Source organism: Pseudomonas sp. NFR02 (assembly GCF_900119375.1).
Taxonomy (GTDB): domain Bacteria; phylum Pseudomonadota; class Gammaproteobacteria; order Pseudomonadales; family Pseudomonadaceae; genus Aquipseudomonas; species Aquipseudomonas paracarnis.
In genome coordinates this window covers 178967-203359 of sequence record NZ_FPJJ01000009.1, presented here as the reverse complement: position 1 = coordinate 203359, position 24393 = coordinate 178967, and the positions used below count along the sequence as shown (strand labels likewise).

At 59.6% G+C, this 24393-nt stretch carries 21 protein-coding genes and 2 pseudogenes; 10 read left to right on the top strand and 13 right to left on the bottom strand.

Annotated features, from left to right (window positions below; all coding sequences use genetic code 11):
* Positions 1-37 precede the first annotated feature (37 nt).
* Positions 38-787 carry a sulfite exporter TauE/SafE family protein gene (locus BT199_RS24255; protein ID WP_014717671.1) on the top strand — a complete coding sequence of 250 codons (750 nt, stop codon included), beginning with the start codon at positions 38-40 and terminating at the stop codon, positions 785-787.
* Here the strand turns inward: BT199_RS24255 and BT199_RS24250 are convergent.
* A complete protein-coding gene (locus BT199_RS24250) occupies positions 777-1658 on the bottom strand; it encodes a LysR family transcriptional regulator (protein WP_014717672.1) in 882 nt (293 codons plus the stop codon). The genes BT199_RS24255 and BT199_RS24250 overlap by 11 nt on opposite strands.
* A 70-nt stretch (positions 1659-1728) precedes the next feature.
* Between BT199_RS24250 and BT199_RS24245 the strand changes: the two genes are divergently transcribed.
* Both BT199_RS24245 and BT199_RS24240 read left to right on the top strand, forming a co-directional pair.
* Positions 1729-1935, top strand: a complete 207-nt coding sequence (locus BT199_RS24245; protein ID WP_014717673.1) for a DUF1127 domain-containing protein — start codon at positions 1729-1731, stop codon at positions 1933-1935.
* A gap of 45 nt (positions 1936-1980) precedes the next feature.
* Complete coding sequence (locus BT199_RS24240) at positions 1981-3210, top strand: winged helix-turn-helix domain-containing protein (RefSeq protein WP_072435589.1); 1230 nt, start codon at positions 1981-1983, stop codon at positions 3208-3210.
* Positions 3211-3306: 96 nt separating this feature from the next.
* Here BT199_RS24240 and BT199_RS24235 read toward each other — a convergent pair whose 3' ends face one another.
* A complete protein-coding gene (locus BT199_RS24235) occupies positions 3307-4653 on the bottom strand; it encodes a class II 3-deoxy-7-phosphoheptulonate synthase (RefSeq protein WP_019820346.1) in 1347 nt (448 codons plus the stop codon).
* Between the two features lie 124 nt (positions 4654-4777).
* Between BT199_RS24235 and BT199_RS24230 the strand changes: the two genes are divergently transcribed.
* Positions 4778-5533, top strand: coding sequence for a spermidine synthase (locus tag BT199_RS24230; protein ID WP_014717675.1), 756 nt, complete (start codon positions 4778-4780; stop codon positions 5531-5533).
* A 133-nt stretch (positions 5534-5666) separates the two neighbouring features.
* On the opposite strand, the gene BT199_RS24225 is transcribed toward BT199_RS24230, so the two are convergent.
* Positions 5667-6458, bottom strand: a complete 792-nt coding sequence (locus tag BT199_RS24225; protein ID WP_072435588.1) for a crotonase/enoyl-CoA hydratase family protein — start codon at positions 6456-6458, stop codon at positions 5667-5669.
* 423 nt (positions 6459-6881) lie between these two features.
* Here BT199_RS24225 and BT199_RS24220 point away from each other — a divergent pair, with 423 nt between their 5' ends.
* Positions 6882-8555, top strand: a complete 1674-nt coding sequence (locus tag BT199_RS24220; RefSeq protein WP_014717677.1) for a DEAD/DEAH box helicase — start codon at positions 6882-6884, stop codon at positions 8553-8555.
* A gap of 194 nt (positions 8556-8749) precedes the next feature.
* Here BT199_RS24220 and BT199_RS24215 read toward each other — a convergent pair whose 3' ends face one another.
* Entirely contained in the window at positions 8750-9517 is a 768-nt protein-coding gene (locus BT199_RS24215; RefSeq protein WP_014717678.1) for a DODA-type extradiol aromatic ring-opening family dioxygenase, read from the bottom strand.
* 102 nt (positions 9518-9619) lie between these two features.
* Here BT199_RS24215 and BT199_RS24210 point away from each other — a divergent pair, with 102 nt between their 5' ends.
* Positions 9620-10276, top strand: a complete 657-nt coding sequence (locus BT199_RS24210) for a thiopurine S-methyltransferase (RefSeq protein WP_020302797.1) — start codon at positions 9620-9622, stop codon at positions 10274-10276.
* A 90-nt stretch (positions 10277-10366) separates the two neighbouring features.
* Here the strand turns inward: BT199_RS24210 and htpX are convergent, their stop codons facing one another.
* Positions 10367-11254 (bottom strand): protease HtpX, encoded by an 888-nt coding sequence (htpX, locus tag BT199_RS24205; RefSeq protein WP_003189904.1) that lies wholly within the window; start codon positions 11252-11254, stop codon positions 10367-10369.
* A 304-nt stretch (positions 11255-11558) separates the two neighbouring features.
* A complete protein-coding gene (locus BT199_RS24200) occupies positions 11559-12770 on the bottom strand; it encodes a pyridoxal phosphate-dependent aminotransferase (protein WP_003209058.1) in 1212 nt (403 codons plus the stop codon).
* A 202-nt stretch (positions 12771-12972) separates the two neighbouring features.
* Here BT199_RS24200 and msrB point away from each other — a divergent pair, with 202 nt between their 5' ends.
* Complete coding sequence (gene msrB, locus BT199_RS24195; RefSeq protein ID WP_014717680.1) at positions 12973-13365, top strand: peptide-methionine (R)-S-oxide reductase MsrB; 393 nt, start codon at positions 12973-12975, stop codon at positions 13363-13365.
* A 148-nt stretch (positions 13366-13513) separates the two neighbouring features.
* Positions 13514-13999, top strand: a complete 486-nt coding sequence (locus tag BT199_RS24190) for a glutathione peroxidase (RefSeq protein ID WP_014717681.1) — start codon at positions 13514-13516, stop codon at positions 13997-13999.
* 21 nt (positions 14000-14020) lie between these two features.
* Here BT199_RS24190 and BT199_RS27775 read toward each other — a convergent pair.
* From BT199_RS27775 to BT199_RS27765, 3 genes and pseudogenes are all read right to left on the bottom strand, one after another.
* Positions 14021-14377, bottom strand: a pseudogene (locus BT199_RS27775) (response regulator); the annotation flags it as partial.
* Between the two features lie 289 nt (positions 14378-14666).
* Positions 14667-14891 (bottom strand): DUF2486 family protein, encoded by a 225-nt coding sequence (locus BT199_RS27770; RefSeq protein ID WP_370706063.1) that lies wholly within the window; start codon positions 14889-14891, stop codon positions 14667-14669.
* Positions 14822-15484: pseudogene (locus BT199_RS27765) on the bottom strand (ATP-binding protein); the annotation flags it as partial. The gene BT199_RS27770 and the pseudogene BT199_RS27765, both read right to left, overlap by 70 nt.
* A 1010-nt stretch (positions 15485-16494) precedes the next feature.
* Between BT199_RS27765 and BT199_RS24180 the strand changes: the two are divergent.
* On the top strand, positions 16495-17385 hold the full coding sequence (locus BT199_RS24180) for an ATP-binding protein (RefSeq protein ID WP_072435587.1): 891 nt from the start codon (positions 16495-16497) through the stop codon (positions 17383-17385).
* Positions 17382-17864: a GAF domain-containing protein gene (locus tag BT199_RS24175; RefSeq protein ID WP_014717684.1), complete on the top strand. Its 483-nt coding sequence runs from the start codon at positions 17382-17384 to the stop codon at positions 17862-17864. The genes BT199_RS24180 and BT199_RS24175 overlap by 4 nt, the downstream gene beginning before the upstream one ends.
* Positions 17865-17934: 70 nt before the next feature.
* Here BT199_RS24175 and BT199_RS24170 read toward each other — a convergent pair whose 3' ends face one another.
* The 4 genes from BT199_RS24170 to BT199_RS24155 form a co-directional block, all read right to left on the bottom strand.
* Positions 17935-21570 carry a transporter substrate-binding domain-containing protein gene (locus tag BT199_RS24170; protein WP_032874100.1) on the bottom strand — a complete coding sequence of 1212 codons (3636 nt, stop codon included), beginning with the start codon at positions 21568-21570 and terminating at the stop codon, positions 17935-17937.
* An 8-nt stretch (positions 21571-21578) separates the two neighbouring features.
* The gene (locus BT199_RS24165) at positions 21579-22205 is read right to left on the bottom strand and encodes a response regulator transcription factor (protein WP_014717686.1); all 627 of its coding nucleotides are present in this window, start codon (positions 22203-22205) and stop codon (positions 21579-21581) included.
* Positions 22206-22454: 249 nt separating this feature from the next.
* Complete coding sequence (locus BT199_RS24160; RefSeq protein ID WP_014717687.1) at positions 22455-22856, bottom strand: response regulator; 402 nt, start codon at positions 22854-22856, stop codon at positions 22455-22457.
* Between the two features lie 168 nt (positions 22857-23024).
* Complete coding sequence (locus tag BT199_RS24155) at positions 23025-24356, bottom strand: deoxyguanosinetriphosphate triphosphohydrolase (protein ID WP_014717688.1); 1332 nt, start codon at positions 24354-24356, stop codon at positions 23025-23027.
* Between the last annotated feature and the right edge of the window lie 37 nt (positions 24357-24393).

The window sequence follows — 24393 nt, the reverse complement described above, 5'->3', positions numbered from 1 at the left end:
GTAGCATGCCAAGCATGAAATTGCGGAGTACCGAGCGGTGTGGGATTTAGTGATGTACCTGGCATTGGGTGCGGCGTTGGGCACTGTAGGTGGGCTGTTTGGCATTGGTGGTGGGCTGATTGCCATCCCGGTGCTGGGCGTGTTGTTCGGCCTGGATCAGCAGATTGCCCAAGGCACCGCCTTGGTGATGGTCGTGCCGAATGTGATGCTTGCGCTGTGGCGCTATCATCAGCGTAACCGCATCGAGTTGCGTCACGCTTTACCCCTGGGTGTGACCGGCTTTTGCTTTGCCTGGCTGGGATCGATCTGGGCGGTGGGCCTGGATGCGGGCGCCATGCGCATCGGTTTTATTGCGTTCTTGGTGGCGTTGTCTGCCTACAACCTGCTGCGCATGTTCACTCGCAACGCGCCGCCCACCGCACAAATGCGTTATTCCTGGCCCTGGCTTGGCGTCTTGGGCGCGGCATCCGGTTCCATGGGCGGGCTGTTCGGGGTCGGCGGCGCGGTGGTCGCCACGCCGGTACTCACCAGTGTCTTCGGCACTACTCAAGTGGTCGCCCAAGGCTTGTCGTTGGCCTTGGCGTTGCCCAGCACCGGTGTGACCCTGGTCACCTATGCCTGGCACCACGAGGTGGACTGGATGATCGGCCTGCCACTGGCGGTGGGGGGCCTGCTGAGTATCAGTTGGGGCGTGAAAGTGGCGCATGCCTTGCCGGAACGTCTGTTGCGCGGCCTCTTCTGTGGCTTCTTGGTGGTGTGCGCGGTGATGCTGACCTTTAAAGTTTGAAGCCTTCGACGATGTAGTCCGCCAGGCATTCGGTGATCGGCGAGGTCATCTGCGGGTTACGCAGCAAGCGCAGGTTCATCGACGGTAAAGGCGGGAAGCCTTCGTCGCTGCCGAGCACTCGCAGGTCGTCGGTGACCAGGCTTTCCATGCTGACCATCGCCGCCAGGCCTGCACTGACCACTGCCAGGATCGCTGCTCCGTTAGAGCTGTGATAGGCCAGGCGATAATCTCGCCCGGCCGCCTCCAGTGCGGCCCGTGCCCAATGGGTGTACAGGCACTCGTCGCCGGACACCGCCAGGGGCAGGGCATCGTGCTCCTCCACACAAAAGCACGGTGATGCTGCCCACACCATGCGCTCGGTACGCAATAACTCACCCAGATCATTGCCGGGCTCGCGGCTGATTACGGTCAACGCCAGGTCCCGCCGTTGCATCAATACGGTCGATGCTTCGCAGTGCATTTCGATCTGGATCAGTGGGTAGGCTTTGGAAAATTGCTTGAGGATGCCTGGCAGAAAGCGCATCACGTAGTCATCCGGCGTGCCGATACGCACCAACCCCACCATATGCGGCTCGCGCAGGGTATTGAACACTTCGCTGTGCAATTTCAGGATGCGCCGCGCATAACCCAACAGCACCTGGCCTTCGGGCGTGAGCCGTACCTGGCGGCCATCGCGCTCGAACAGTTTGCGCTGCAACACGTCTTCTTCCAGGCGCTTCATCTGCATGCTCACCGCCGATTGAGTGCGGTTGACCTGCTCGCCGGCGCGGGTGAAACCGCCCTGGTCGGCAATGGCGACGAAGGTGCGCAGCACATCAGTGTCGATGCTGGGATAGGCGGACAATTGATCAATCTCCGAGATGTAATGCATAAGAAACATTCGTTGGATTGATCATAATGCCCGGCACACACTGTCGTCATCCCCACTGGAGGGCGAGAAGATGAAAGGTCAAAAAGGTTTCATATCGACGGATAAATGGCCGTTTGCCGGGCTGTTTCACACATTCGCGCGTTGGCAGCTGTTGCATCAGGAGCGCCAGATGCTGGCGACCCTGAGCGATGACGCCCTCAAGGACATCGGGCTCAATCGCGCCGACGTCGCGCAGGAAAGCCATCGGCATTTCTGGGAAGACCCGCTGCGAAAATAAGCGCGGATGCAGTAGGGTAGGGGGCGAGCTTCTATGGAGATTGCCATGCCCGCCGACCTGTGTTTTTCACTCAAGCAAGCTCGACGCATGGCGCTGGCTGCCCAGGGATTTTCCGGGCGCCAGGCGCCTGCACAGATAAAGGCTGCGCACCTCAACCGCTTGATCGAACGCCTGGGCGTTTTACAGATCGACTCGGTCAATGCGCTGGTGCGTTCCCACTACCTGCCCGTGTTTTCCCGCCTTGGTTCTTATTCCCCATCGATTCTTGAACAGGCGGCCTGGAGCCAGGGGCGGCGGCGTTCTCTGTTTGAATACTGGGGGCATGAGGCGTCACTGCTGCCCTTGGCGCTGTACCCGTTGATGGGTTGGCGCATGGAGCGCGCCCGGCAAGGGCGGGGGATTTATGCGCAAATGGCACGTTTTGGCCGTGAACAGCAGGCGACGATCCAACGCGTGTTGCGCACCGTCGAACAGCAGGGCGCCTTGGGGGCGGGTAGCTTGTCGACCCGCGAGGAGCGTGCCGGGCCCTGGTGGGATTGGAGTGATGAAAAGCACGCGCTGGAATGGCTGTTCGCCGCTGGCCTGGTCACGGTTGCCGGTCGTCGAGGGTTTGAGCGGCTTTATGATCTGCCCGAGCGTGTTATTCCCGCAGAGGTGCTCAGGGTCTCCATGAGTGAAGGTGAAGCGCAGCGTGGCTTGCTGTTGCACAGCGCGACTGCATTGGGTGTCGCCACCGAAAAAGACCTGCGCGATTATTTCCGCCTCGACCCCGCCGACAGCCGCAACCGCTTGGCCGAGCTGGTTGAGGATGGGCAACTGCTGGCGTGCCGGGTGCGGGGCTGGAAACAACCAGCGTACTGCCCGTCGGCGCCGAAACTGCCTCGCACAGTGCCGGCCAGTGCATTGTTGTCGCCGTTCGATTCGCTGATATGGGAGCGCAGCCGCACCGAGCGCCTGTTCGACTTTCGCTATCGGCTGGAGATTTACACCCCGCAAGAAAAGCGCGTGTATGGCTACTACGTGTTGCCGTTTCTCCACAACGAACGCATTGCCGCGCGCGTCGACCTGCGAGCCGAGCGTGCTCATGGGCGCCTGGCCGTGCATGCCGTGCATGAGGAAGAGCCGGGGCTGGATGAGGAAGGCATGCTGGCGCTGGCGCTGAACCTGCGCAAAATGGCCGACTGGCTAGGGCTGGAACAGGTCCAGCTCAATTGCCAGCGGCCCAGTGCTGCTCGGTTAAGGGCAGCGATGCCGAACCGGGATACCAACCTTTAAACCTCTATCGCGGGCAAGCCCGGCTCCCACAGAGAAACGCGTTCAAATGTGGGAGCCGGGCTTGCCCGCGATGGCGTCATCCCCGTCGCTAAAACGTCAGCGCTTTACCTGTTTCAAGGTCTCTGCAATCAGAAACGCCAACTCCAGCGATTGATCGGCATTCATCCGTGGGTCGCAATGGGTGTGATAACGGTCCGACAGGCCATCTTCGGTGATCGGCCGTGCGCCGCCGATGCATTCGGTGACGTTCTGCCCGGTCATCTCGATATGGATCCCGCCAGCATAGGTGCCTTCTGCCTGGTGCACTTGGAAGAAATCCTTCACTTCGCCAAGGATCTGCGCAAAGTCGCGGGTCTTGTAGCCGCTGCTGGCCTTGATGGTATTGCCGTGCATCGGGTCGCAGCTCCACAGCACTTGCTTGCCCTCGCGCTGCACGGCGCGGATCAGGTTGGGCAAATGGTCGCCGACCTTGCCTGCCCCCATACGGGCGATGAGGTTGAGGCGGCCAGGGTCGTTATCCGGGTTGAGGATGTCGATCAGGCGGGTCAGGTCGTCCGGGTTCATGCTAGGTCCGACTTTCACGCCGATCGGGTTGTTCACTCCGCGCAGGAACTCGACATGGGCGCCGTCCAACTGACGGGTGCGGTCGCCGATCCACAACATATGCGCCGAGCAGTCGTAGTAGTCGTTGGTCAGGCTATCGCGGCGCACGAAGGCCTGTTCATAGTTGAGCAGCAATGCTTCGTGGGCGGTGAAGAAGCTGGTTTCGCGCAATTGCGGCGAGCTGTCCATGCCACAAGCGCGCATGAAGGCCAGGGTTTCGTCGATGCGGTCGGCCAGTTGGCTGTACTTCTCGGCGAGCGCGGAGTTGGCGATGAAATCCAGGTTCCACTTGTGCACCTGGTGCAGGTCAGCGAAACCGCCCTGGGCAAAGGCGCGCAGCAGGTTGAGGGTGGCGGTGGACTGGTGGTAGGACTGCAACAGGCGGTCCGGATCTGGCACGCGGCTTTTTTCGTCGAAGCCGATGCCGTTGACGATATCGCCCCGGTAGGCGGGGAGGGTGATGCCGTCGATGGTTTCATCGTTGGCCGAGCGTGGCTTGGCGAACTGGCCGGCCATGCGCCCGACTTTCACCACCGGGCAACCGGCAGCGAAGGTCATGACAATGGCCATCTGCAGCAGCACCTTGAAGGTGTCGCGAATCTTCGCGGCGGAAAACTCGGCAAAGCTCTCGGCGCAATCACCGCCTTGCAGCAGGAACGCACGACCTTGGGTCACTTCGGCAAACTGACGGCGCAATTCGCGGGCTTCCCCGGCAAACACCAGGGGCGGGTAGCTCGCCAGGCTCTGCTCCACTTGCAGCAAGTGTGCAGCGTCCGGGTATTGGGGTTGCTGCTGGATCGGCAGGGCTCGCCAGCTATCGGGGCTCCAGGGTTGGCTCATCATGAACTCGTTTGCGGGTGGATGTTCGGGCGTCAATGTTAGCAGCAATTAGTGCGTGACCTGTTGCTGCCGCTTGGCCGACAATCGCGCCTTTGCCGTGCAGCAGACCCTTTTAGGAGTAGTGATGAGCGAGGAGCGTGTCGAGCACCTGCTGGCCGAAGTCCATGATGAATTCGGCATGATCCGTGTGCTTGAAGTGGCTGATTACCGCTTTCTCGAATTTGGCGACGCCATCGAGCAAAGCTGTGTGTTCACTGCTGACCCGAGCTGGCTGGAGTACGACTACACCCGCGCCATGCTGATCGGCGCGTTGTGCCATGAACAGCCGGAGAGTGCATTGTTTCTCGGCCTGGGCGCGGGCACATTGACCCAGGCGTGCCTCAAGTTCCTGGCGCTGGAAGATGTCGAAGCCATTGAGCTGCGCCCTGATGTGCCGCGGCTGGCCATCGAATATCTGGGGCTGGATGACGACCCGCGCTTGTACATCCGCATTGGCGACGCGTTGCAATTGCTCGACAGTGCCGAATCGGCCGATCTGATTTTCGTCGACCTCTACACCGATGTCGGCCCGGGCGTGGGGCATCTGGCCTGGACCTTCCTGGAAAACTGTCAGAAGAAACTCAACCCCGGCGGCTGGCTGGTGATCAACCAATGGGCCACCGATGATGGCAAGCCGTTGGGGGCGGCGTTGTTGCGTGGGTTGTACCACCGGCATTACTGGGAGCTGCCGGTGAAGGAGGGCAATGTGATTCTGTTGGTGCCTTCGGAGCTGGATCAGGTGCTGGACCTGGAGGCGCTGTCAGCCCGCGCCGAAGCTTTGGCGCCGCGCTTGGGGTACTCGTTGCAGCCGTTGATCAAGGCGATTCGGCCGGCAACTTAGTTGCCAGTTCGGACGCTTTCGCGGGCAGGCCCGCTCCCACAGGGGATTGCATTTCAACAGAGCATGCAATTCAACTGTGGGAGCGGGCTTGCCCGCGAAGAGGCCTTCACTGCCGACCGCTAATTCAGTTCGTTCAAATCCCCTTGAACACCCCCGGCCGCTTCTCGACCATCGCCCGAACACCCTCCTTGGCATCCTCACTGTTGAGCAGTTTATCCACCATGGGCGGCAGCGCGGCGGCTGCCACAGCCTCACCCTCCATACGCGCCAGCCGTGCCGACATCAACGTGGCCTGTACACCCAGCGGTGCCTGGCGCGCAATGCGGTTGGCCAACTCGATGGCGCGGGGCAACAGGTCTTCACTGGCCATCACTTCCTGCACCAACCCCAGGCGCAGGGCTTCATGGGCGTCGAACTCGTCGCCGGTGAGCAGCCAGCGCATCGCATTGCCCCAGCCGGCAATCTGATGAAAGCGCAATGTCGCGCCGCCAAACGGAAAGATGCCGCGTTGCACCTCCATCTGGGCAAAGCGGGTATTGCTGGCGCAGAGGTTGATATCCGCCGCCAGCATCAACTCGATACCAATGGTCAGGCAGTAACCTTGGACGGCGACGATCACCGGCTTGCTCACGCGCGGGCCTGCAAACACCCCCCACGGGTCGCACCCTCCCAGCGGCGGTTGCCAGCCACCCGCCATCACGCTGCTGACATTGGCCAGGTCCAGCCCGGCCGTGAAGTGGTCGCCATGGGCAAACACCACGGCCACCCGTGCGTCATCGTTTCGATCAAATTCGCCATAGGCCAGGCTCAGCGCATTGAGCAAATCCAGGTCGAAGGCGTTGCGCTTGGCCACACGGTCCAGGCCCAGCAATAGAACATGACCCTCAAGTGCGCGGCTGACACGGCTACTGCTGGCTTGATTCATGGGGTGTGCCCTCGGGGCGCGGGTAAGGTTTCAGACCAAAGGGTCTCAGCGGGTGGGTGAACCGTTTAAGCTCGATGACCAACAGGGCCGGGCCTTTGAAAAATAGACCCTGGCGCACGGATCTGCAAAGCGCGTGACGCAGTGCGGTTTATCGGTGCCTGGCGATAAAAAAAGCTCCCTTTTTCAGCTATTTCCGGTATAGTGCGCGCCGGCCTTTAACCGGGCCGCGTTTAGGTAGCGCAATTCCCCGAAGTCAGCTTCGGCTGCACGTCCGCACAGCGGACTCTTCCTTGACGAATCTTTTTCATTCATTCGTTTTCGCAAATCCCCGCCGACAAAGCAGCCAGGGCGACTCTTGAGTCTCAACACGGCATGCGCAGCTTTGGAGCATGGGTCTTTGCGGATGCACTTAGAGGCAGACCCATGACCCAGGAAACCGGCGGCTTCGCCGCTTTTAATCTTAACCCGAATATTCTTGCAGCCGTCGCAGCGACCGGCTACGAAGAACCTTCGGCGATTCAGCAGCAATCGATCCCGATCATCATGGCCGGTAAGGACATGATTGGCCAGGCGCAAACCGGTACCGGCAAAACTGCCGCGTTCGCTTTGCCAATCCTGCACTGCATCGATCCTGCCAAGCGCGAGCCGCAAGCCCTGATCCTGGCGCCAACCCGTGAGTTGGCGCTGCAAGTAGCAACCGCCTTTGAAACCTACGCCAAGCAAATGCCAGGTGTAACTGTTGTGGCCGTTTACGGCGGCGCGCCTATGGGCCCACAACTCAAGGCAATCCGTAATGGCGCACAGATCGTTGTCGCCACTCCGGGCCGTCTGTGCGACCACCTGCGTCGTGACGAAAAAGTCCTGTCGACCGTGAACCACCTGGTTCTGGACGAAGCTGACGAAATGTTGAAGCTGGGCTTCATGGATGACCTGGAAGTCATCTTCAAGGCGCTGCCAGCGACCCGTCAGACCGTACTGTTCTCGGCTACCCTGCCGCAGTCCATCCGTGCCATTGCCGAACGCCACCTGCGCGATCCGGAGCACGTGAAGATCCAGACCAAGACCCAGACCGTTACCGCGATCGAACAGGCTCACCTGTTGGTTCACGCTGACCAGAAGACCTCGGCTGTATTGAGCCTGCTGGAAGTCGAAGACTTCGACGCGCTGATCATGTTCGTGCGCACCAAGCAAGCGACCCTGGACCTGGCCAGCGCCCTGGAAGCCAAAGGCTACAAAGCCGCTGCGCTGAACGGTGACATTGCCCAGAACCAGCGTGAGCGCGTGATCGACTCCCTCAAGGATGGCCGTCTGGACATCGTTGTGGCGACCGACGTTGCCGCCCGTGGCCTCGACGTTCCACGTATCACCCACGTGTTCAACGTTGACATGCCTTACGATCCAGAGTCCTACGTTCACCGTATCGGCCGTACCGGCCGTGCCGGTCGCGAAGGCCGTGCATTGCTGCTGGTGACTCCACGTGAGCGTCGCATGCTGCAAGTGATCGAGCGTGTTACCGGCCAGAAAGTTGCCGAAGTCCGCCTGCCGGATGCCCAGGCCGTTCTCGATGCGCGCATCAAGAAACTGACCAACAGCCTGGCGCCACTGGTGGCAGACGCTGAATCGACCCACGGCGACCTGCTGGACCGCCTGACTGCCGATATCGGTTGCACCCCGCGTGCCCTGGCTGCAGCTCTGCTGCGCAAAGCTACCAATGGTCAGGCCCTGACCCTGGCAGCCATCGAAAAAGAACGTCCACTGGTTCCGAACAGCGCGCCACGCGGTGATCGTCCAGAGCGTTCCGGCGACCGTCCAGACCGTGGTGATCGCGAGCGTCGCGCTCCAGTGCCATTGGCCGAAGGCCGTGCTCGTTGCCGTACCGCGCTGGGTGCGCGTGATGGTATCGCGGCCAAGAACCTGCTGGGCGCTATCCTCAACGAGGGTGGCCTGGCACGTGAAGCCATCGGTCGCATCCAGGTGCGTGACAGCTTCTCCCTGGTGGAGCTGCCGGAAGACGGCCTGGAAAAACTGCTGGCCAAGCTCAAAGACACTCGCGTTGCCGGTAAGCAGCTCAAGCTGCGTCGCTACCGCGAAGATTGATCTGCCCTTGGGCTGATTGATCGCACATAAAAAATCCCCGACTGGTTCGGGGATTTTTTTTTGCCTCATGTTTTAGTCTCCGAGGCGATCAACTGTGGGAGCTGGCTTGCCTGCGATAACGGTGAGTCAGCAAGCCAGTGTGTGACTGATACACCGTTATCGCAGGCAAGCCAGCTCCCACAGATGTGGCGGTGTCAGCCAAAACGATAGATATCCATGCCAAGGGCGCCCAGAGTGAAGCCCTGATGCGCCACACTGAAATCACCCCCGGCACCCCGCGCAAAGTACAGCGGCAGCAAATGCTCATCGCTAGGATGGTTGCGCACGGCATGTGGCGCCTGGCGCCGATAGTCATGCAAGGCGGCGTCGTCATTGGTCGCCAGTTTGTCGACCACCCAGTCGCGAAACTCCCGCGCCCACGGGGTGATCGTTTCCGGCCCGGCGCGCCAATCCAGTTCGCCCAGGTTATGAGTGATGCTGCCGGAGCCGATCAACAGCACGCCCTGTTCGCGCAGGCTGGCGAGCGCATGCCCGACCTGGGTTTGCAGGGCGGGGCCCAGGCGGCTGGGCAAGGAAACTTGTACCACTGGAAGGTCTGCTGCCGGATACATCAGCGACAGCGGGACCCAGGTGCCGTGGTCGAAGGGACGTTGCTCGTCAATACGTGCAGCCAGACCGTCGGCGTGCAGCAGCTCGACGATCTCACTGGCCAGCTGTGGGTCACCCGGCGCGGGGTATTGCACCGCAAACAACTCGCGCGCAAAGCCGCCAAAGTCGTGCCAGGTTTCCGGTGCAGCACCGCCGCTGACCAGCAGTTCCGGGCTTTCCCAATGCGCCGACACCACCACAATGGCTTTGGGGCGGGGTAGCTCGGCAGCCAGGCGCTGTAGCGCGGGGCCACTGGCGCCGGGTTGCAAGGCCAGCATGGGCGAACCGTGGGAGATAAACAGGCTGGGGAGCATGAGCGGGTCCTGAGGGTTAAGATAACGCCATCTTCAATCAGATCATTGATCTAAATCTAATATAAGTTTTAGCGCCTTTTGATCGAATTTTCGGAGTGATTCATGCAGCCTGAATTTTGGCAGGACCGCTGGGCGAGCAATCAGATCGGTTTCCATCAGCGCGAGGTCAATCCCTACTTGCAACGGCACTGGCCCGTGTTGGGGTTGCCCGAGGGGGCAAAGGTGCTGGTGCCGTTGTGTGGCAAAAGCCTGGACTTGGTATGGCTCGAGAGCCAGGGGTACCCGGTAATGGGCGTGGAGCTGTCGGAGCAGGCGGTTGAGGCGTTCTTCAGCGAGCAGGGGCTGGTGCCGCACGTCAGTCATAAGGGCGTCTTCAAGGTCTACCAGGCGGGCCAGATCGAACTGTGGTGTGGCGATTTCTTCAGCCTGGATACGCAGGCGCTGGTCGGTTGCCGCGGCGTATATGATCGCGCCGCGTTGATTGCATTGCCTCCGCTGATGCGTGCGCAATACGCCGAGCACCTGAATGCCTTGCTGCCGTCAGGCTGCCAGGGGTTGCTGGTTACCCTCGATTACGACCAGGCGCAGAAAGCCGGCCCACCCTTTGCTGTCTCGGACGAGGAAGTGCAGGTGCTGCTAGCACCGCATTGGGCGTTGGAGCGGCTGGAGGAGCGAGACATCCTGGGGGAGAGCTGGAAGTTCGTGCAGGACGGAGTGACTCGCCTTGAAGAGCGTGCTTATCGGCTGACCAGGCTCTAAAAGGCCTTTTCCTTTTGTAGGCGCGAGCGGGGAAATCAGCAGGCACAAAAAAGGGGCGATTAGATCGCCCCTTGTCGAGTCATCCGGCTATCAGCCGCGGCGACGCAATGCGTCAATCCGCTCTTCCAGCGGCGGGTGGCTCATGAACAGGCGAGCCAGGCCCTGCTTGATGCCGCCGTTGATGCCGAAGGCGGTCAGGCTGTCGGGCATATGCACCGGCAGGCCCTGTTCAGAGCGCAAGCGTTGCAGCGCGCCGATCATTGCGCTGGTGCCCGCCAGGCGTGCGCCGGCTTCATCTGCGCGGAACTCGCGTTTGCGCGAGAACCACATCACGATGGCGCTGGCCAGGAAGCCCAGGACCAACTCGGCGAAAATGGTCGCCACGAAGTAGGCAATGCCGCGGCCTTCTTCGTTCTTGAAGATGACCTTGTCGACGAAGTTGCCGATGATCCGCGCGAAGAACATCACGAAGGTGTTCACCACGCCCTGTACCAGCGCCAGGGTGACCATGTCGCCGTTGGCCACGTGACCGATCTCGTGGGCCAGCACCGCCTTGACTTCATCGGGCGAAAACCGCTCCAGCAGGCCCTGGCTCACGGCCACCAGCGCGTCGTTCTTGTTCCAGCCGGTCGCAAAGGCGTTGGCCTCATAAGCCGGAAAGATCCCCACTTCGGGCATTTTGATGCCGGCTTCTTGAGACAACTGTTCCACGGTTTGCATCAGCCATTGTTCATGGCGAGTGCGGGGTTGAGTGATGATCTGGGTGCTGGTGCTCATCTTCGCCATCCACTTGGAGATGAACAGCGAAAACAGCGAACCGGCAAAACCAAAGACCGCACAGAAAATCAGCAGCTGATTGAGGTTCAGATCAACCCCATTGGCCGCCATGAACCCGTTGAAGCCAAAAAGGCTCAGGGTGACGCTGGCAATCAGTACGACCGCCAGGTTAGTGGCCAAGAACAGCAGGATGCGCATCATGGTTGTAGAATTCTCCTCATGCTTAATATGTCGCTCACTGCGGGGTATATAAGGTGCGGCATGGGGTGATTCAACCGGGGGACTATTTCAAACTGTGTCCTACACCTCGGGCGTAGGGCCTTGAAGGGATTTTCCCACCTGTATTGTCAGCCGTGATCGACCCGATGCTACCCCGTCGCCCCGTGATTATAGGGGGTACGTCATCGGCAGAGGCCAAATGAAGTACAACCGCAAGTAAGTGACACAGAAGTGTTGCCAGATAATCGCTGTACGACCCTTTGTGAGTCGTACAGCGTCAATGGCCTTACTGGCGATAGGACTTCAGGAAGTTGCCGATGCGACCAATGGCCATTTCCAGGTCATCCACGCGTGGCAAGGTCACTACGCGGAAGTGATCCGGCCATGGCCAGTTGAAGGCGGTACCTTGCACGACCAGCAGTTTTTCCGACAGCAGCAGGTCGAGCACGAACTTCTCATCGTTGAGGATCGGGCAGACTTTCGGGTCGATCCGCGGGAACGCATAGAGCGCACCCATGGGCTTCACACAGCTCACGCCGGGGATAGCGTTGAGCAACTCCCAGGTGCGGTTACGCTGCTCCAGCAGGCGGCCTTGAGGCAAGACCAGGTCATTGATGCTCTGGTAGCCGCCGAGGGCGGTCTGGATCGCGTGCTGGCTCGGTACGTTGGCGCACAGGCGCATGTTGGCCAGCATGTCGATGCCTTCTATATAGCTTTGCGCATTGTGCTTGGGCCCGGAGATGGCGATCCAGCCGGAGCGGAAACCCGCCACGCGGTAGGACTTGGACAGGCCATTGAAGGTCAGGCACAGCAGGTCCGGGGCCAGGGAGGCGGTGCAGATATGCACGGCGTCATCATAGAGGATCTTGTCGTAGATCTCGTCGGAGAACACCACCAGGTTGTGCTGACGCGCCAGTTCCAGCATGCCCAGCAATACTTCCCTGGAGTACACGGCGCCGGTGGGGTTGTTCGGGTTGATGATCACCAGAGCCTTGGTGTTGGGAGTGATCTTGGCCTTGATGTCGGCCAGGTCCGGGAACCAGTCGGCGCCCTCATCACACAGGTAATGCACCGGGTGCCCGCCCGCCAAGGTCACGGCGGCGGTCCACAGCGGGTAATCCGGGGCTGGCACCAGGACTTCATCGCCGTTGTTGAGCAATGCCTGCATGGACATCACGATCAGCTCGGACACGCCGTTGCCCAGGTAGATGTCCTCGATGCCGACACCTTCGACCTGCTTCTGCTGGTAGTACTGCATCACCGCCTTGCGCGCGCTGAACAGGCCCTTGGAGTCGCTGTAGCCCTGGGCGGTCGGCAGGTTGCGGATCACATCCTGGAGGATTTCGTCCGGCGCTTCGAAACCAAACGGCGCCGGGTTGCCAATGTTCAGCTTGAGGATGCGATGGCCTTCCTCTTCCAGGCGTTTGGCGTGCTTGAGCACCGGGCCGCGAATGTCATAGCAGACGTTGGCGAGCTTGTTCGATTTGCTGACCTGCATGGCGATGTGATCCTGAAAATGAACGATCCCGACGGCGTAGGCACTACCGTAGGGTGAAGCCTGCACGGCCCGCACCCATAAATACGTTTGAATGCCGATGGCGCGGGTGCCAGACTGGCGTTTTGAAGAGGCGCAATCATACGTGCCGTCTGATCCATGGAAAAGACACAGATCAGGGTTTTTCAGTTGCCGAGGTGTACCGATGGAAAAGTTGCAGAAAACTGTAGATGAATGGAAGGCGATGCTCGATCCGGAGCAGTACAACGTGTGCCGTCTCAAGGGTACCGAGCGACCGTTCAGCGGCAAGTACAACGCCACCAAGACCGACGGCGTCTACCACTGCATCTGCTGCAACGAGCCGCTGTTCGATTCCAAGGCCAAGTTTGATTCCGGCTGCGGTTGGCCCAGCTTCTATGAGCCGATTGCCGATAGCGCAATGGTCGAGATCCGCGACGTCAGCCACGGCATGATTCGCACCGAAGTCACTTGCGCCAAGTGTGACGCACACCTGGGGCATGTGTTCCCGGACGGTCCACCGCCGACGGGGCTGCGCTACTGCATCAACTCGGTATGCCTGGAGCTGGTGCCGCGCTAGGCTTGCATGGTCCCTGCAGGAGCGAGCGTGCTCGCGAAGAACGTCAACGATAACGCGGGTTTTTCTGAATGAACGCGGCGCCTGATAGTTTTTCGCGAGCAAGCTCGCTCCTAAAATAAGGCTCTTTTTTCCTGACTGAGGCATTGCCATGAGCGACTCCCTGCTGAGCATCCCTTGCACCACCATAAAGGGTGAACAAAAGACCTTGGCCGATTTTGCCGGCAAGGCCATTTTGGTGGTCAACACCGCCAGCAAATGCGGCTTCACCCCGCAGTACAAGGGCCTTGAGCAGCTTTGGCAGCAATACAAGGACCAGGGCCTGGTGGTGCTCGGCTTTCCCTGCAACCAGTTCGGCAAGCAGGAACCGGGCAACGAAGGCGCGATATCCGAGTTCTGCGAGCTGAATTTCGGCGTCAGTTTTCCGCTGTTCAAGAAAATCGACGTCAATGGCAGCGATGCCCACCCGCTGTTCGTGCAGTTGAAAAAACAGGCCCCGGGACTACTGGGTTCCAAGAACATCAAGTGGAACTTCACCAAGTTCCTCATCGGCCGTGATGGCCAGCAGGTCAAGCGCTTTGCGCCAACCACCAAGCCCCAGGACTTGACCCAGGAGATCGAAGCCCTGCTCAAATGACCTAAGCATTGCGGGTACCCCTCAGAGGCTGATGGTCTTCGGTACCCACAGCTCCAGCAAGGCGTTGAGTTCTTCCCGGCGAAACGGCTTGGCCAGGTAATCGTTCATTCCCGCGGCCCGGCAACGCTCGCGTTCTTCGGCCATCGCGTTGGCGGTCAAGGCCACGATGGGCAAGTCCGGCCACCGCCCGCTGCGACGAATCTGTCGGCTGGCCTCATAGCCATCCATCACGGGCATGTTGCAGTCCATCAACACCATATCGAAGCGCTGATCCTCCAGCAGCTTGAGGGCTTCGCCACCGTGGGCCGCGACGATCACCTCGCACCCGAGCTTGCTGAGCATGCCCTTGGCCACCAGTTGGTTGACCGCGTTGTCCTCCACCAGCAGGATGCGCGCGCGGTGCGCAAGCGGTGCGGCTTCTATCTGCACCGGATCGAGGACCAGTTGCGCGTCGCTGCGCAGGTTGCGTTGCAGGATCTGGTACAGCGCGTTGCGGCTCAACGGGCGGGCTTGTTGCTGCAGCGGCGCCAGGGCCGCGACTTCAGCGCTGGGCAAAAAGTTGCCGTAGGCGGTGACCAGCAGAATCGGCGCGCTGATGCCCGGGCGCAAGCGGAACAGGCATTCAGGGCAGTCGGTGATCAACAGGTCGGGCGCCAGCCCGCTCAGATCATCGTCCTGGGAGTAGCAGCGCGGCGTCAGCCCCCAAGAGGGTAGCAGGGTGGTGAGCAGCTCCGTCAGCCCGCCGCCGGCGTTGGTGATGGCGATCACCTCGCCGGTGAGCGGTGCATAGCGTGTGGCAGGCAGATGCGCGGGCAGCGGGAGGTCGGCGCAGAACTGGCTGCCAAAGCCCACCTCCGAGCTGATACTCAAACGACCTTGCATGGCTTCGCACAGGTTATGGGTCAACGCCAGGCCCAATCCCGTTCCACCAAACTGGCGGGTGATGCCAGCGCCGGCCTGGGTGAATGGTTGGAAAATTTTCACTTGGGCTTCCTGAGCGATACCAATGCCGGTATCGCACACTTCGATGCTGACCCTGCCTGCCGAGGCGCGCAGGCGCACGTCGACGCGGCCAAAGCGGGTGAACTTCAAGGCATTGGAGAGCAAGTTGCTGACGATTTGCCGCACACGGGTTGGGTCGCCGATCACCTGGGCGGGAAATCGCGGGTCGATCAGGCAGGTCAACTCAACACTCGGCGCCGCGTTTTGCGACAGCAGGTTGGCGGTGTCCTCCACCAGGGAGCCCAGGTCGAACGGAATATGCTCCAGCTCCAGTTGCCCAGCGTCGAATTTGGACAGATCGAGGATATCGTTGAGCAACTCCACCAGCACTTTACCTGAGTCATGGGCAATGGACAGTTGCTGGCGCTGTTCGGCAGTCAGCGGGCTGTCCAGTGACAGGGCAATCATGCCCAGCAGCCCATTGAGTGGCGTGCGGATTTCATGGCTCATATTGGCCAGGAATGCCGCCCGCGCCTGGGCCATGCCCAACGCCGTCATTTTCGCTGCTTCCAGCTCATCGTTGGACTGGCTCAAGCGTTGGTTGCTGGCCTTGAGTTCAAGGGTGCGCGCCGAAACGATATTTTCCAGCTGCCCCAGGTACTCCGTGAGGCGGTCTTCGGCGTGGCGCCGTTGCTGGATCTCGGTTTCCATGTTTTCAAATTGCTGGTTAGCGACATTGACCAGCACGCCGATTTCATCGTGTTCATGCCCCGCGGGGCAATCCAGTCGCGCCTGTTTGCGTGTGCTCAGTTCGCGAATAATGCGCACCAGCGGTTGGGTGAGCATCACATAGAACAGGCCCAGCAAAATCCCGGTGAGCAGCAGGCTGCGGGCGAAGCCGTTGAGCAGGGTGATCTCGGCGCGATGCAGGAAACGGCTGCCAAAGGCATAGGTATCGACGTCCAGGCGTAGCACACCCAGGGAGTCGTTGGGCATATGGCTGAGAAACAGCCGGTCTTCAAACTGGCGATTGGCCCCAAACAGAAAATCGCTGACGGGCCGATAGTTGCTTTCTTTGCGCGGGCGGTTGACGTCGGCCAGCACCACGCCATTGTTGTCGATCAACTGCGCGCGGATGATGGCAGGGGAGTGCAGCAGGCCCAGGGTCAGTTCCTGGGCGAGTTCGGCATCGATGTTGTAGGCGATGCGTGACGCCGGGTTATGGCTGATTTCAATCAGTGAGCGTATTTCACGGTTGATGGATGCGTCTTCGCTGGCATAATCAATGCCGATTTGGATCAGGCTGAGCAAGGTTCCCAACACGAAACCGACCAGCACAGTCAATCTGGCTTGTTTATAAGACAAGCGGTGGGCGAACTTGATATCCATCGAGTGTTGAACCACTTAGCGTTTCCCTTCGCCCGGCAAGCATAGCTGAACATCCACAAGCTTTGGCTTGCCCGGCATGAATCGTTTGTTTGATGCAGCCCATGCAGTGTGCCGCAGGGTTGCCAATACGCCATCTTTTGCAAGAACTTGCCAGAGGAATAGCTGTGGATTCTCGATTGAATGCCTTTCTTGAGCGTGCCGATGCGGTGCTGGCTCGCCTGGAACCGTTGTTACCCGCACCGCGCCAAGCGATCGACTGGAACCAATGCCTCGCCGCCCGTTGGCAGCGCGAAGGCCGCAATGGCTTCCTGTTGCCGCTGGAGGTCAGCCTGGACATGCGCTTGTCGGACCTGATAGGTGTCGACAAGCAACGTGAACAACTGGCGCGCAACACCCAACAGTTCCTCGACGGTTTGCCCGCCAACCATGCGCTGTTGTGGGGTTCGCGTGGCACCGGCAAGTCTTCCATGGTCCGTGCCTTGCTCGCCCAGCACGCCAACGCGGGCCTGCGCTTGATCGAGATCGAGCGTGACCACCTGGCGGACCTGCCGCGGGTGGTCGAGCAACTGATCAAGCTACCACAACGCTTTATTTTGTTTTGCGATGACCTGTCGTTCGAGGCCGGCGAAGGTGACTATCGGGTGCTCAAGAGCGTGCTGGATGGCTCCCTGGAGCAGGCGCCGGAAAACGTGCTGCTGTATGCCACGTCCAACCGTCGCCATCTGGTGCCGGAAAACCAGCGCGACAATGACAACTGGAAACGCGTGGATGGCGAGTTGCACCCGAGCGAGGCGGTTGAAGACAAGATTGCCTTGTCGGATCGTTTTGGTTTGTGGTTGTCTTTCTACCCGTTTAGCCAGGAGCATTTCCTGGATGTGGTGGAGCACTGGATCGGTGAGCTGGCCAGCAAGGCCGGCTTGCAGTGGCAGCGCGATGAACAGCTTGATGTCCTCGCGGTACGCTGGGCCACTGGGCGCGGCAACCGCAATGGTCGGTGTGCCTATCAATTCGCCCGTTACTGGGTAGGTCTCAAATTGCTGGAACGTCAACCATGATCGATCTACAACAGGCCGGCAGCGGCCTTGATGGCTATGCCATGCTGTGCGCGCAACTGGAGTCGCTGTTGGCTGATGAACGCGATTTTATTGCCAACAGTGCGCAGTTTTCCGCGTTCCTGTTCAACCAGCTGGATGACTTGAACTGGGCGGGTTTTTACCTTAATCGCAATGAAGAGCTGGTGCTTGGGCCATTTCAGGGGCAAATCGCCTGTGTGCGCATTCCGTTCGGTCGTGGCGTGTGTGGTGCGGCTGCGGCAACGCGGCAAACCCAGCGCGTGGAAGATGTGCACGCATTCCCAGGCCATATTGCCTGCGACAGCGCTTCGAACAGTGAATTGGTGGTGCCCTTGGTCAAGGACGGTCAATTGATTGGCGTCCTTGACCTCGACAGCCCGTCCTTGGCCCGGTTTACCCCCCAGGACCAGGTGGGGATCGAGCGCTTGGCGGCGATTTTCCTGCGATTGACCGACTGCTGAAGCGGCGGGTGTTTATGCCGGTAGCGCAAGGAGCGCGTTTGCTCGTTCCTTGGGCTACCGGCTGTTGCACTTATTGGCCTGGCAGCTCATCCAGCTGAACCTGCAACATCTTTTCCAATTCCAGCATGAGTTGTTCCAGTGCCTTGATGCCGCTTTCGATCACCGCCCACTCCTCATTGCGAGAGCAGGTTTGCTCCAAGGCTTCGCATTGCCCCGCCAATGAGTGGGCTTGCACGATACGGGCCGCGCCTTTGATCTTGTGAGCTTGCTCAATGATGTCTGAGAGGGGCGCGTGTCGATCCAGCAGTTCGATAAGCAGCTGGCGGTCGTGAAGGCTGCTGCTCAGCAGTTCCTCCAGCAAGCGTCGACTCAAGTGGGGATCACCGCCGGTCAGCGCTTCCAGGCATTCGAGGTCCAGCCGTGGGTGCACGGCTTTAGGGACAATGTGTGTCAGTTGGCGCTCCAGCACGGTAAGGCTGATGGGCTTGAACAGGCAGTCATCCATGCCGGCTTGCACGCACCGTTGCCTTTCCTCTGGCTGGGCGTTGGCGGTAAAGCCCAGTACCACGCAGGGCACCAATTGCTCGCGCTGCTCATACTCACGGATTGAGCGACTCAGTTCATAGCCATTCATGATGGGCATATTGCAGTCGGCAATCACTAAGTCGAAATGCTCTTTACGCCAGGCCTGGAACCCCGCCGCACCGTGCTCGGCAGCGGTGAATTTATGGCCCAGGTAGCCCAACTGCTGGCACATCAGCAGGCGGTTCGCCGGGTGATCGTCGACCACCAGTACATTAAGCATCAGTGCGGTAGCCGGCTTTTGCGGCGTTTGGTCACCTACCGGCTGGACCGCTTGCAAGCGGGGCATGCTCAGGTTGACGTGCACCTGGGTGCCCACCATGGGCACGCTGCTCAGGCTCAGTTGGCCGCCCATCATCGCGCACAGGCTGCGGCAGATCACCAGTCCCAGGCCCGCACCACTACGGGCCAGTTGCCCGGAATTGTCTGCTTGCGCAAAGGGTTCGAACAGGCGCAGTTGGTCCTCCCGACTGATGCCGATGCCGGTGTCTTCCACCACCAGTTTCAGCTCGATCTGCTCCGGTGCCTGGGTAGGCTGCAGTTCAACCTTGATCTTGACCTGCCCCTGTTCGGTGAACTTGATCGCGTTGCTCACAAGGTTCGAGAGCACCTGCTTGAAGCGCAGCGGGTCTATCAGCACCTCGATATCGTTAAGGTCGGGCTTGAACTCCAGCAGCAGGCTGAGGGTTTTTTGCCGTGCAAGACCGTCGAACACGCGCACCACTGATTCAATGACCTCCCGCAGGTTCACGCGCTCCGGCGCCAGGCTGAGGCGGCCCGACTCGATACGCGCGATGTCGAGGATGTCACCGATCAGTTCCAGCAGGTCTCTGGCCGAGTTGTACGCCACTTCGATTGCCGGACGGTCAAGATGCCCTTGATCGGCGCGCTTGAGCGTCAGTTCGAGCATGCCGATCACGGCGTTCATCGGGGTGCGAATCTCGTGGCTCATGGTGGCCAGGAACGTGCTCTTGGCGCGATTGGCCTCGTCGGCACGCTCCTTGGCGGCGCGCAGTTCATCGAATAGCTGGCGTCGGTCACTGATATCGATCCAGCCACCGATGATGCCTTGGACTTCACCCGTGGAGTCGCGGTAAGGCAGGATCCAGTGGTAGATGGTCAGTTTCCTGTCGTGGATATGCAGGCTGCGATCGAGGATCAGCGGGTTGCCCTCGGCCACCACGCGCAGATAGTCAGCATGGTACTGGGCCGCCTCCGACTCCAGGGCCATGCTCATCTGGGTCACGCTTTTGCCGATCACGTCTTCACGCTTGACGTCGAACACCTGCAGGTAGCTGTCGTTGCAGGTCTGCAGCAGGCCATTGCGGTCGCGCACGTAGATCGGATGCGGCGTCTCATTGACCAGCGCGCGCATGAACTCGAACTGATCGTTGAGGGCGCGTTCGGCCATTTTTCGATGCTTGATCTGGCGCCGCATGTAGGCGTTCCAGGCCAAGGAAATCAACAGCAACAGGCCGGTGCCGATGATGATGCGCGCGATCAACTGATGATAGTTTCGCCAGTAACTGTCGGACGCGGCGGTGTAGCCCCGCCAGCGGCTGTTGATCACGCCCATTTCATCCGGGGCAATGCTGAGCAGGGCCTTGTCGAGGATCGAGCTCAACTCCGTGGCTTGGCGCGAGGTGGCCAGGGTGAATGTTGCGGGGGTGGTGCCGATGCTGGCGCTGATTTGCAGGCGGTCCTGGAAAACCTGGGAAGACAGGAAGTAGTTGGCGATCACCAGGGTGTTCACGGCCCCATCTACTTGTCCCTGTGCGAGCAGCTCGGATGCTCTGAATGTATCACTGGTTTCCACCAGGTGAATCTCAGGAAAGTCCTTGGTCAAGGTTGCGGCCAAGGGGTTACCCTGGGTTATCGCCAGGCGCTTTCCGGCCATTTGCTCCATGTTCGACGGCGCTCCTGGCTCTTTGCGCGTCAACAGCACATAGGAGTTTTCGAGGTAAGGGCGGCTGAAATTAAGTTGTGGGTCTCGCTCGTTGCTGGGAACGATGGCCCCGATCATATCGACTTTCTGGGTCGCGACCTGGTCGATCATCGCGTTGACGTCGCGCCCACGTTGTACCGAAAAACGCAGGCCGGTGCGCAGGCGGATCAATTCCAGCAGGTCCGCGGTGATCCCGCGAAAGTTGCCGTCCGCATCGAAAAATGTCAGTGGCGCGAAGGTTTCGTTGACGATGACCGTCACCACCGGGTGGTCTTTGAGCCAACGCTCTTCGCGCTGGGTCAGTTGCAGTTTCTTGTCGGTCAGCAGGATATCGCTGCCGGCGCTCCAACGCTTGGCGATGCTCTCCCGTTCATTGATGGGCACCGAAGCCAGTGCTGAATCGACAATGCTCAAGAGCATCCGGTTGTCCTGACGCGTGGCAAAGCTGAAACCATAAGCTTCATGCTTGCCGAAGTTGGCCATGCGAATGTTTTTGAGGTAGCCCTTGTTGATCATGTAATGGGTGGAAATGGTGTCACCGAGAAACACATCCGCCTGGTCGAAGGCCACTGCATTCAAGGCATTCTGATAAGAGGGGTAGGCGCGGATGATCGCCTTGGGGTACAGCTTTTCCACCTCATTAAGCGGCAGGTAGTGATAGACAAGGCTCAGGCGCAGCCCGTCGAGGCCTTCACTGAGGCTGCGGGTTTCTCCCTCGCGTGTGACCAGGACTGGCTGGTCTACCGCATAGGGTTCGGAGAGGATCAGATTCGGCGTTGCAGCCTCAAAGCCGTTGGAGGAGCCCAACAAGTCGATTTCCCCGGCTTCCAGGGCGCGAATGGCAGCCGCCCGGGACGGGTAGCGCATCACAGTGATGGGCAGGGAGAGTGCCTTGGCCAGCAATCCCGCGTAATCGGCGGTAAGGCCTTCATAATCATGTCCGCTGGACGTGAGGTCAAAGGGTGGGTAGTCAGGACTGGATGTACCCAGCGTTAGTTCACGTTTGTTATGCAGCCACTGGCGCTGGGCCTTGTCAAAATGAGTGTCCAGTTGTACAGCTCCCGCACGACTCAAGAGGGTGAAGCGTTCCGGGCTGGTTTGGTGCTCTGCCAGCACAGTTGTGCTGAAGTACAAACCGGCACTTAATATAATCAGATAGTCCTTTATACGCCTGGGCATCCGCTTTCTCACACTAGCGCGTTTCGTTTTGCCAACTCGATGAGGTCGACCAAGGATTTGGCTTGGAGTTTTTGCATTAATCTTTTCTTATAAGTACTGACGGTCTTGTTACTCAGGAACATACCTTTGGCGATTTCCTTGTTAGTGCGACCTTGTGCAAACAGTTGCAGCACCATCAGCTCCCGGTCGTTGACGGTCTTGAACAGTTCCAGCTCCTGAGCATCCATGCCTTCCGTTCCGGGGCCATTCAAGGCCTGGCTGGGGAAGTAGTTGTAGCCGGATAGCACCGCGCGGATGGCGCTCAGCAACTCGCTCAGGTCACCCTCCTTGCACACATAGCCCTCTGCCCCCGAGCGCATGCACCGCGTGGCAAACAACGTCGGACATTGAGCCGTGAGGACCAGGGTTTTCATCGAGGTGTTCATGGCGTTGAACCGGCAGAGCACCTCAAGGCCATCAAGTTTCGGGATGCTGATGTCGAGAATCACCAAGTCTGGAAGGCATTCACGCACCATCTGTATGGCATCGCACCCGTTATCTGTTTCGCCGACGACTTTGTAACCTTCATGTTCCAGCAACATTCGAATGGCAAGCCGGATAACGGGATGGTCGTCGATAATAAAAACTGAGTTCATAGTCACATTCCATGCAGGTGCAGATAAAGCGGGCACATTAGCTCAGAAGGTGAGTCCGCAGTATGAAGCTCGCAAGGAGTAGATGCAGAACAGGAAAGTTCCTACATTTAAAAAGGTATAGACCTACAAGTTGTTAGGTAATCGTGACAGGGTATGTGAGCGTTTCGAGGTCGATCATGACAAGACGCAAGGCTGGGGAATTTACGGCGGGCCTCGTATCTATTTTCGTTGAAAGGAATGTTTAAAATCCTACATGAGGGGGTCAAAAGTTAAGCCGATTAATATTTCAAGATCATCTTTGTTCAAAGGTTTTGGCAAATAGCCAAGGAGGGGGAGATTTCGTTGCGCGGCTTGTGTCGTCAGGTTGACCAGTTCTGGCGTAGGTAAGCCGCTCAACAGGATGGCACTGCTGATGAAGCGTCGGCGGCTGGCGATTTCCACCAGTTCAAGCCCAGGCAGGTCTGGCAGGCATTGGTCGCATAACATCAGGTCGAAAGGGTGTTCGGACTGGCTCATCGCGCGTATGGCCTGCTCGGCATTTTCCACCGCGGTCAGTTGGTCGAAGCCGAAACTTCTGAGCAGGCATTGGGTGGCCAGGAGTTGAAAGGGGTGATCCTCCACCAAAAGAATACGGAGAGAATAGCTGGGCATAAAGAGCACACAGTAAGGCAAGCGTCGATGGGGGCAGTAGGAATGACTCGGCTGGTCCGTTGGGAGCGCGCGTGATTATTCTTCGAGTGTCTGTACGAATTCGATCAGGCCGCTCTGTTCCCGTCGTAGGGCAATTCGCTTCAGGGAACAGGTTGCCTGATGAAGTCGTTATTGGGGGCCGGAGCGCCCGGTCATTTCTCGTGCCATTTCGGTGGCGTAGCTGTCGGTCATACCGGCGATGAAGTCGATCATCCGCAGGAACGAGGCGTGCAGTGACCAGGCGGGGTCTGGCGCGCTATTGCCTAGCAGGTCGAGAATGCGCCGGTTCTTGAACGACGGGGTGCGCCCGCCATGTTGTTCAAGGGCCGCGCCGCAGAAGGCGTTCAGCAGGATTTCCAGGGTGGTGTAGGCCCCGATTTCATGCAACGTCTTGCGCTTGTCCTGGAAGATTTTCTTGCGCGCCATGTCCTTGGCATCCAGCACGCAGCGCTTTGCCGGGCCGTGCATGTGCTCCACCAGATCCCCCGGCAGCGTGCCGGCCAACAGGGCGTCCTGTTGTTCGACGAACGCCTGCGCCGCTGCGTTGGTCAGGTGCTCGATGGCTTTGCCGCGCAGGATCGCCAGCTTGCGGCGGCGCGAGTCCATTGGCCCCAGTTGGCGATAGGTTTGTGGCAGATCATCGCCGACCAGGTCCAGCAGCAATGACTCGACTTCGGCGTACTCCAGCAACTCCATTTCCAGGCCGTCTTCCAGGTCGATCAACGCATAGCAGATGTCGTCGGCGGCCTCCATCAGATACACGAGCGGGTGACGCGCCCAACGTTGTTCCTCCAACTGAGGCAACCCCAGCTTGTGGGCGATTTGCTCAAGAATCGGCAGCTCGCTCTGGTAACAGCCAAACTTGTGTTTCTTGTAGCCCAGCGAGTCGGCGTGGCGGGCGGTCCAGGGGTATTTAAGGTAAGTGCCCAAGGTGGCGTAGGTCAGCCGCGTACCGCCGTCGAACTGATGGTATTCAAGTTGGGTGAGCACCCGAAAACCCTGGGCATTGCCTTCGAAGTTAAGGAAGTCATTGCGTTCGGCGCTGCTCATGTCATCCAGCCAGCCGCGCCCGGCGGCCTGTTGGAACCAGTGGCGAATGGCGTCTTCGCCAGAGTGCCCGAACGGTGGGTTGCCGATGTCATGGGCCAGGCAGGCCGATTGCACCACCATGCCCAGGTCGCTCGGGTCGCACCAGTCGGGCAGGGCGCCGCGCAGGGTTTCGCCTACGCGCATGCCCAAGGAGCGCCCCACGCAGCTGACTTCCAGCGAGTGGGTCAAGCGTGTGTGGATATGGTCGTTGCTCGTCACCGGGTGTACTTGGGTCTTGCGCCCCAGGCGCCGGAACGCGCCAGAGAAAATAATGCGGTCGTGATCTTTGTGAAAGGGACTGCGGCCCAGTTCTTCAGGGCTGTGCAGGGGTTTTCCAAGACGTTCGCGGGTCAACAGGGTGGGCCAATCCAAGGCAGAGGCTCTCCGTAGGGTGAATGACAGCGCCAGC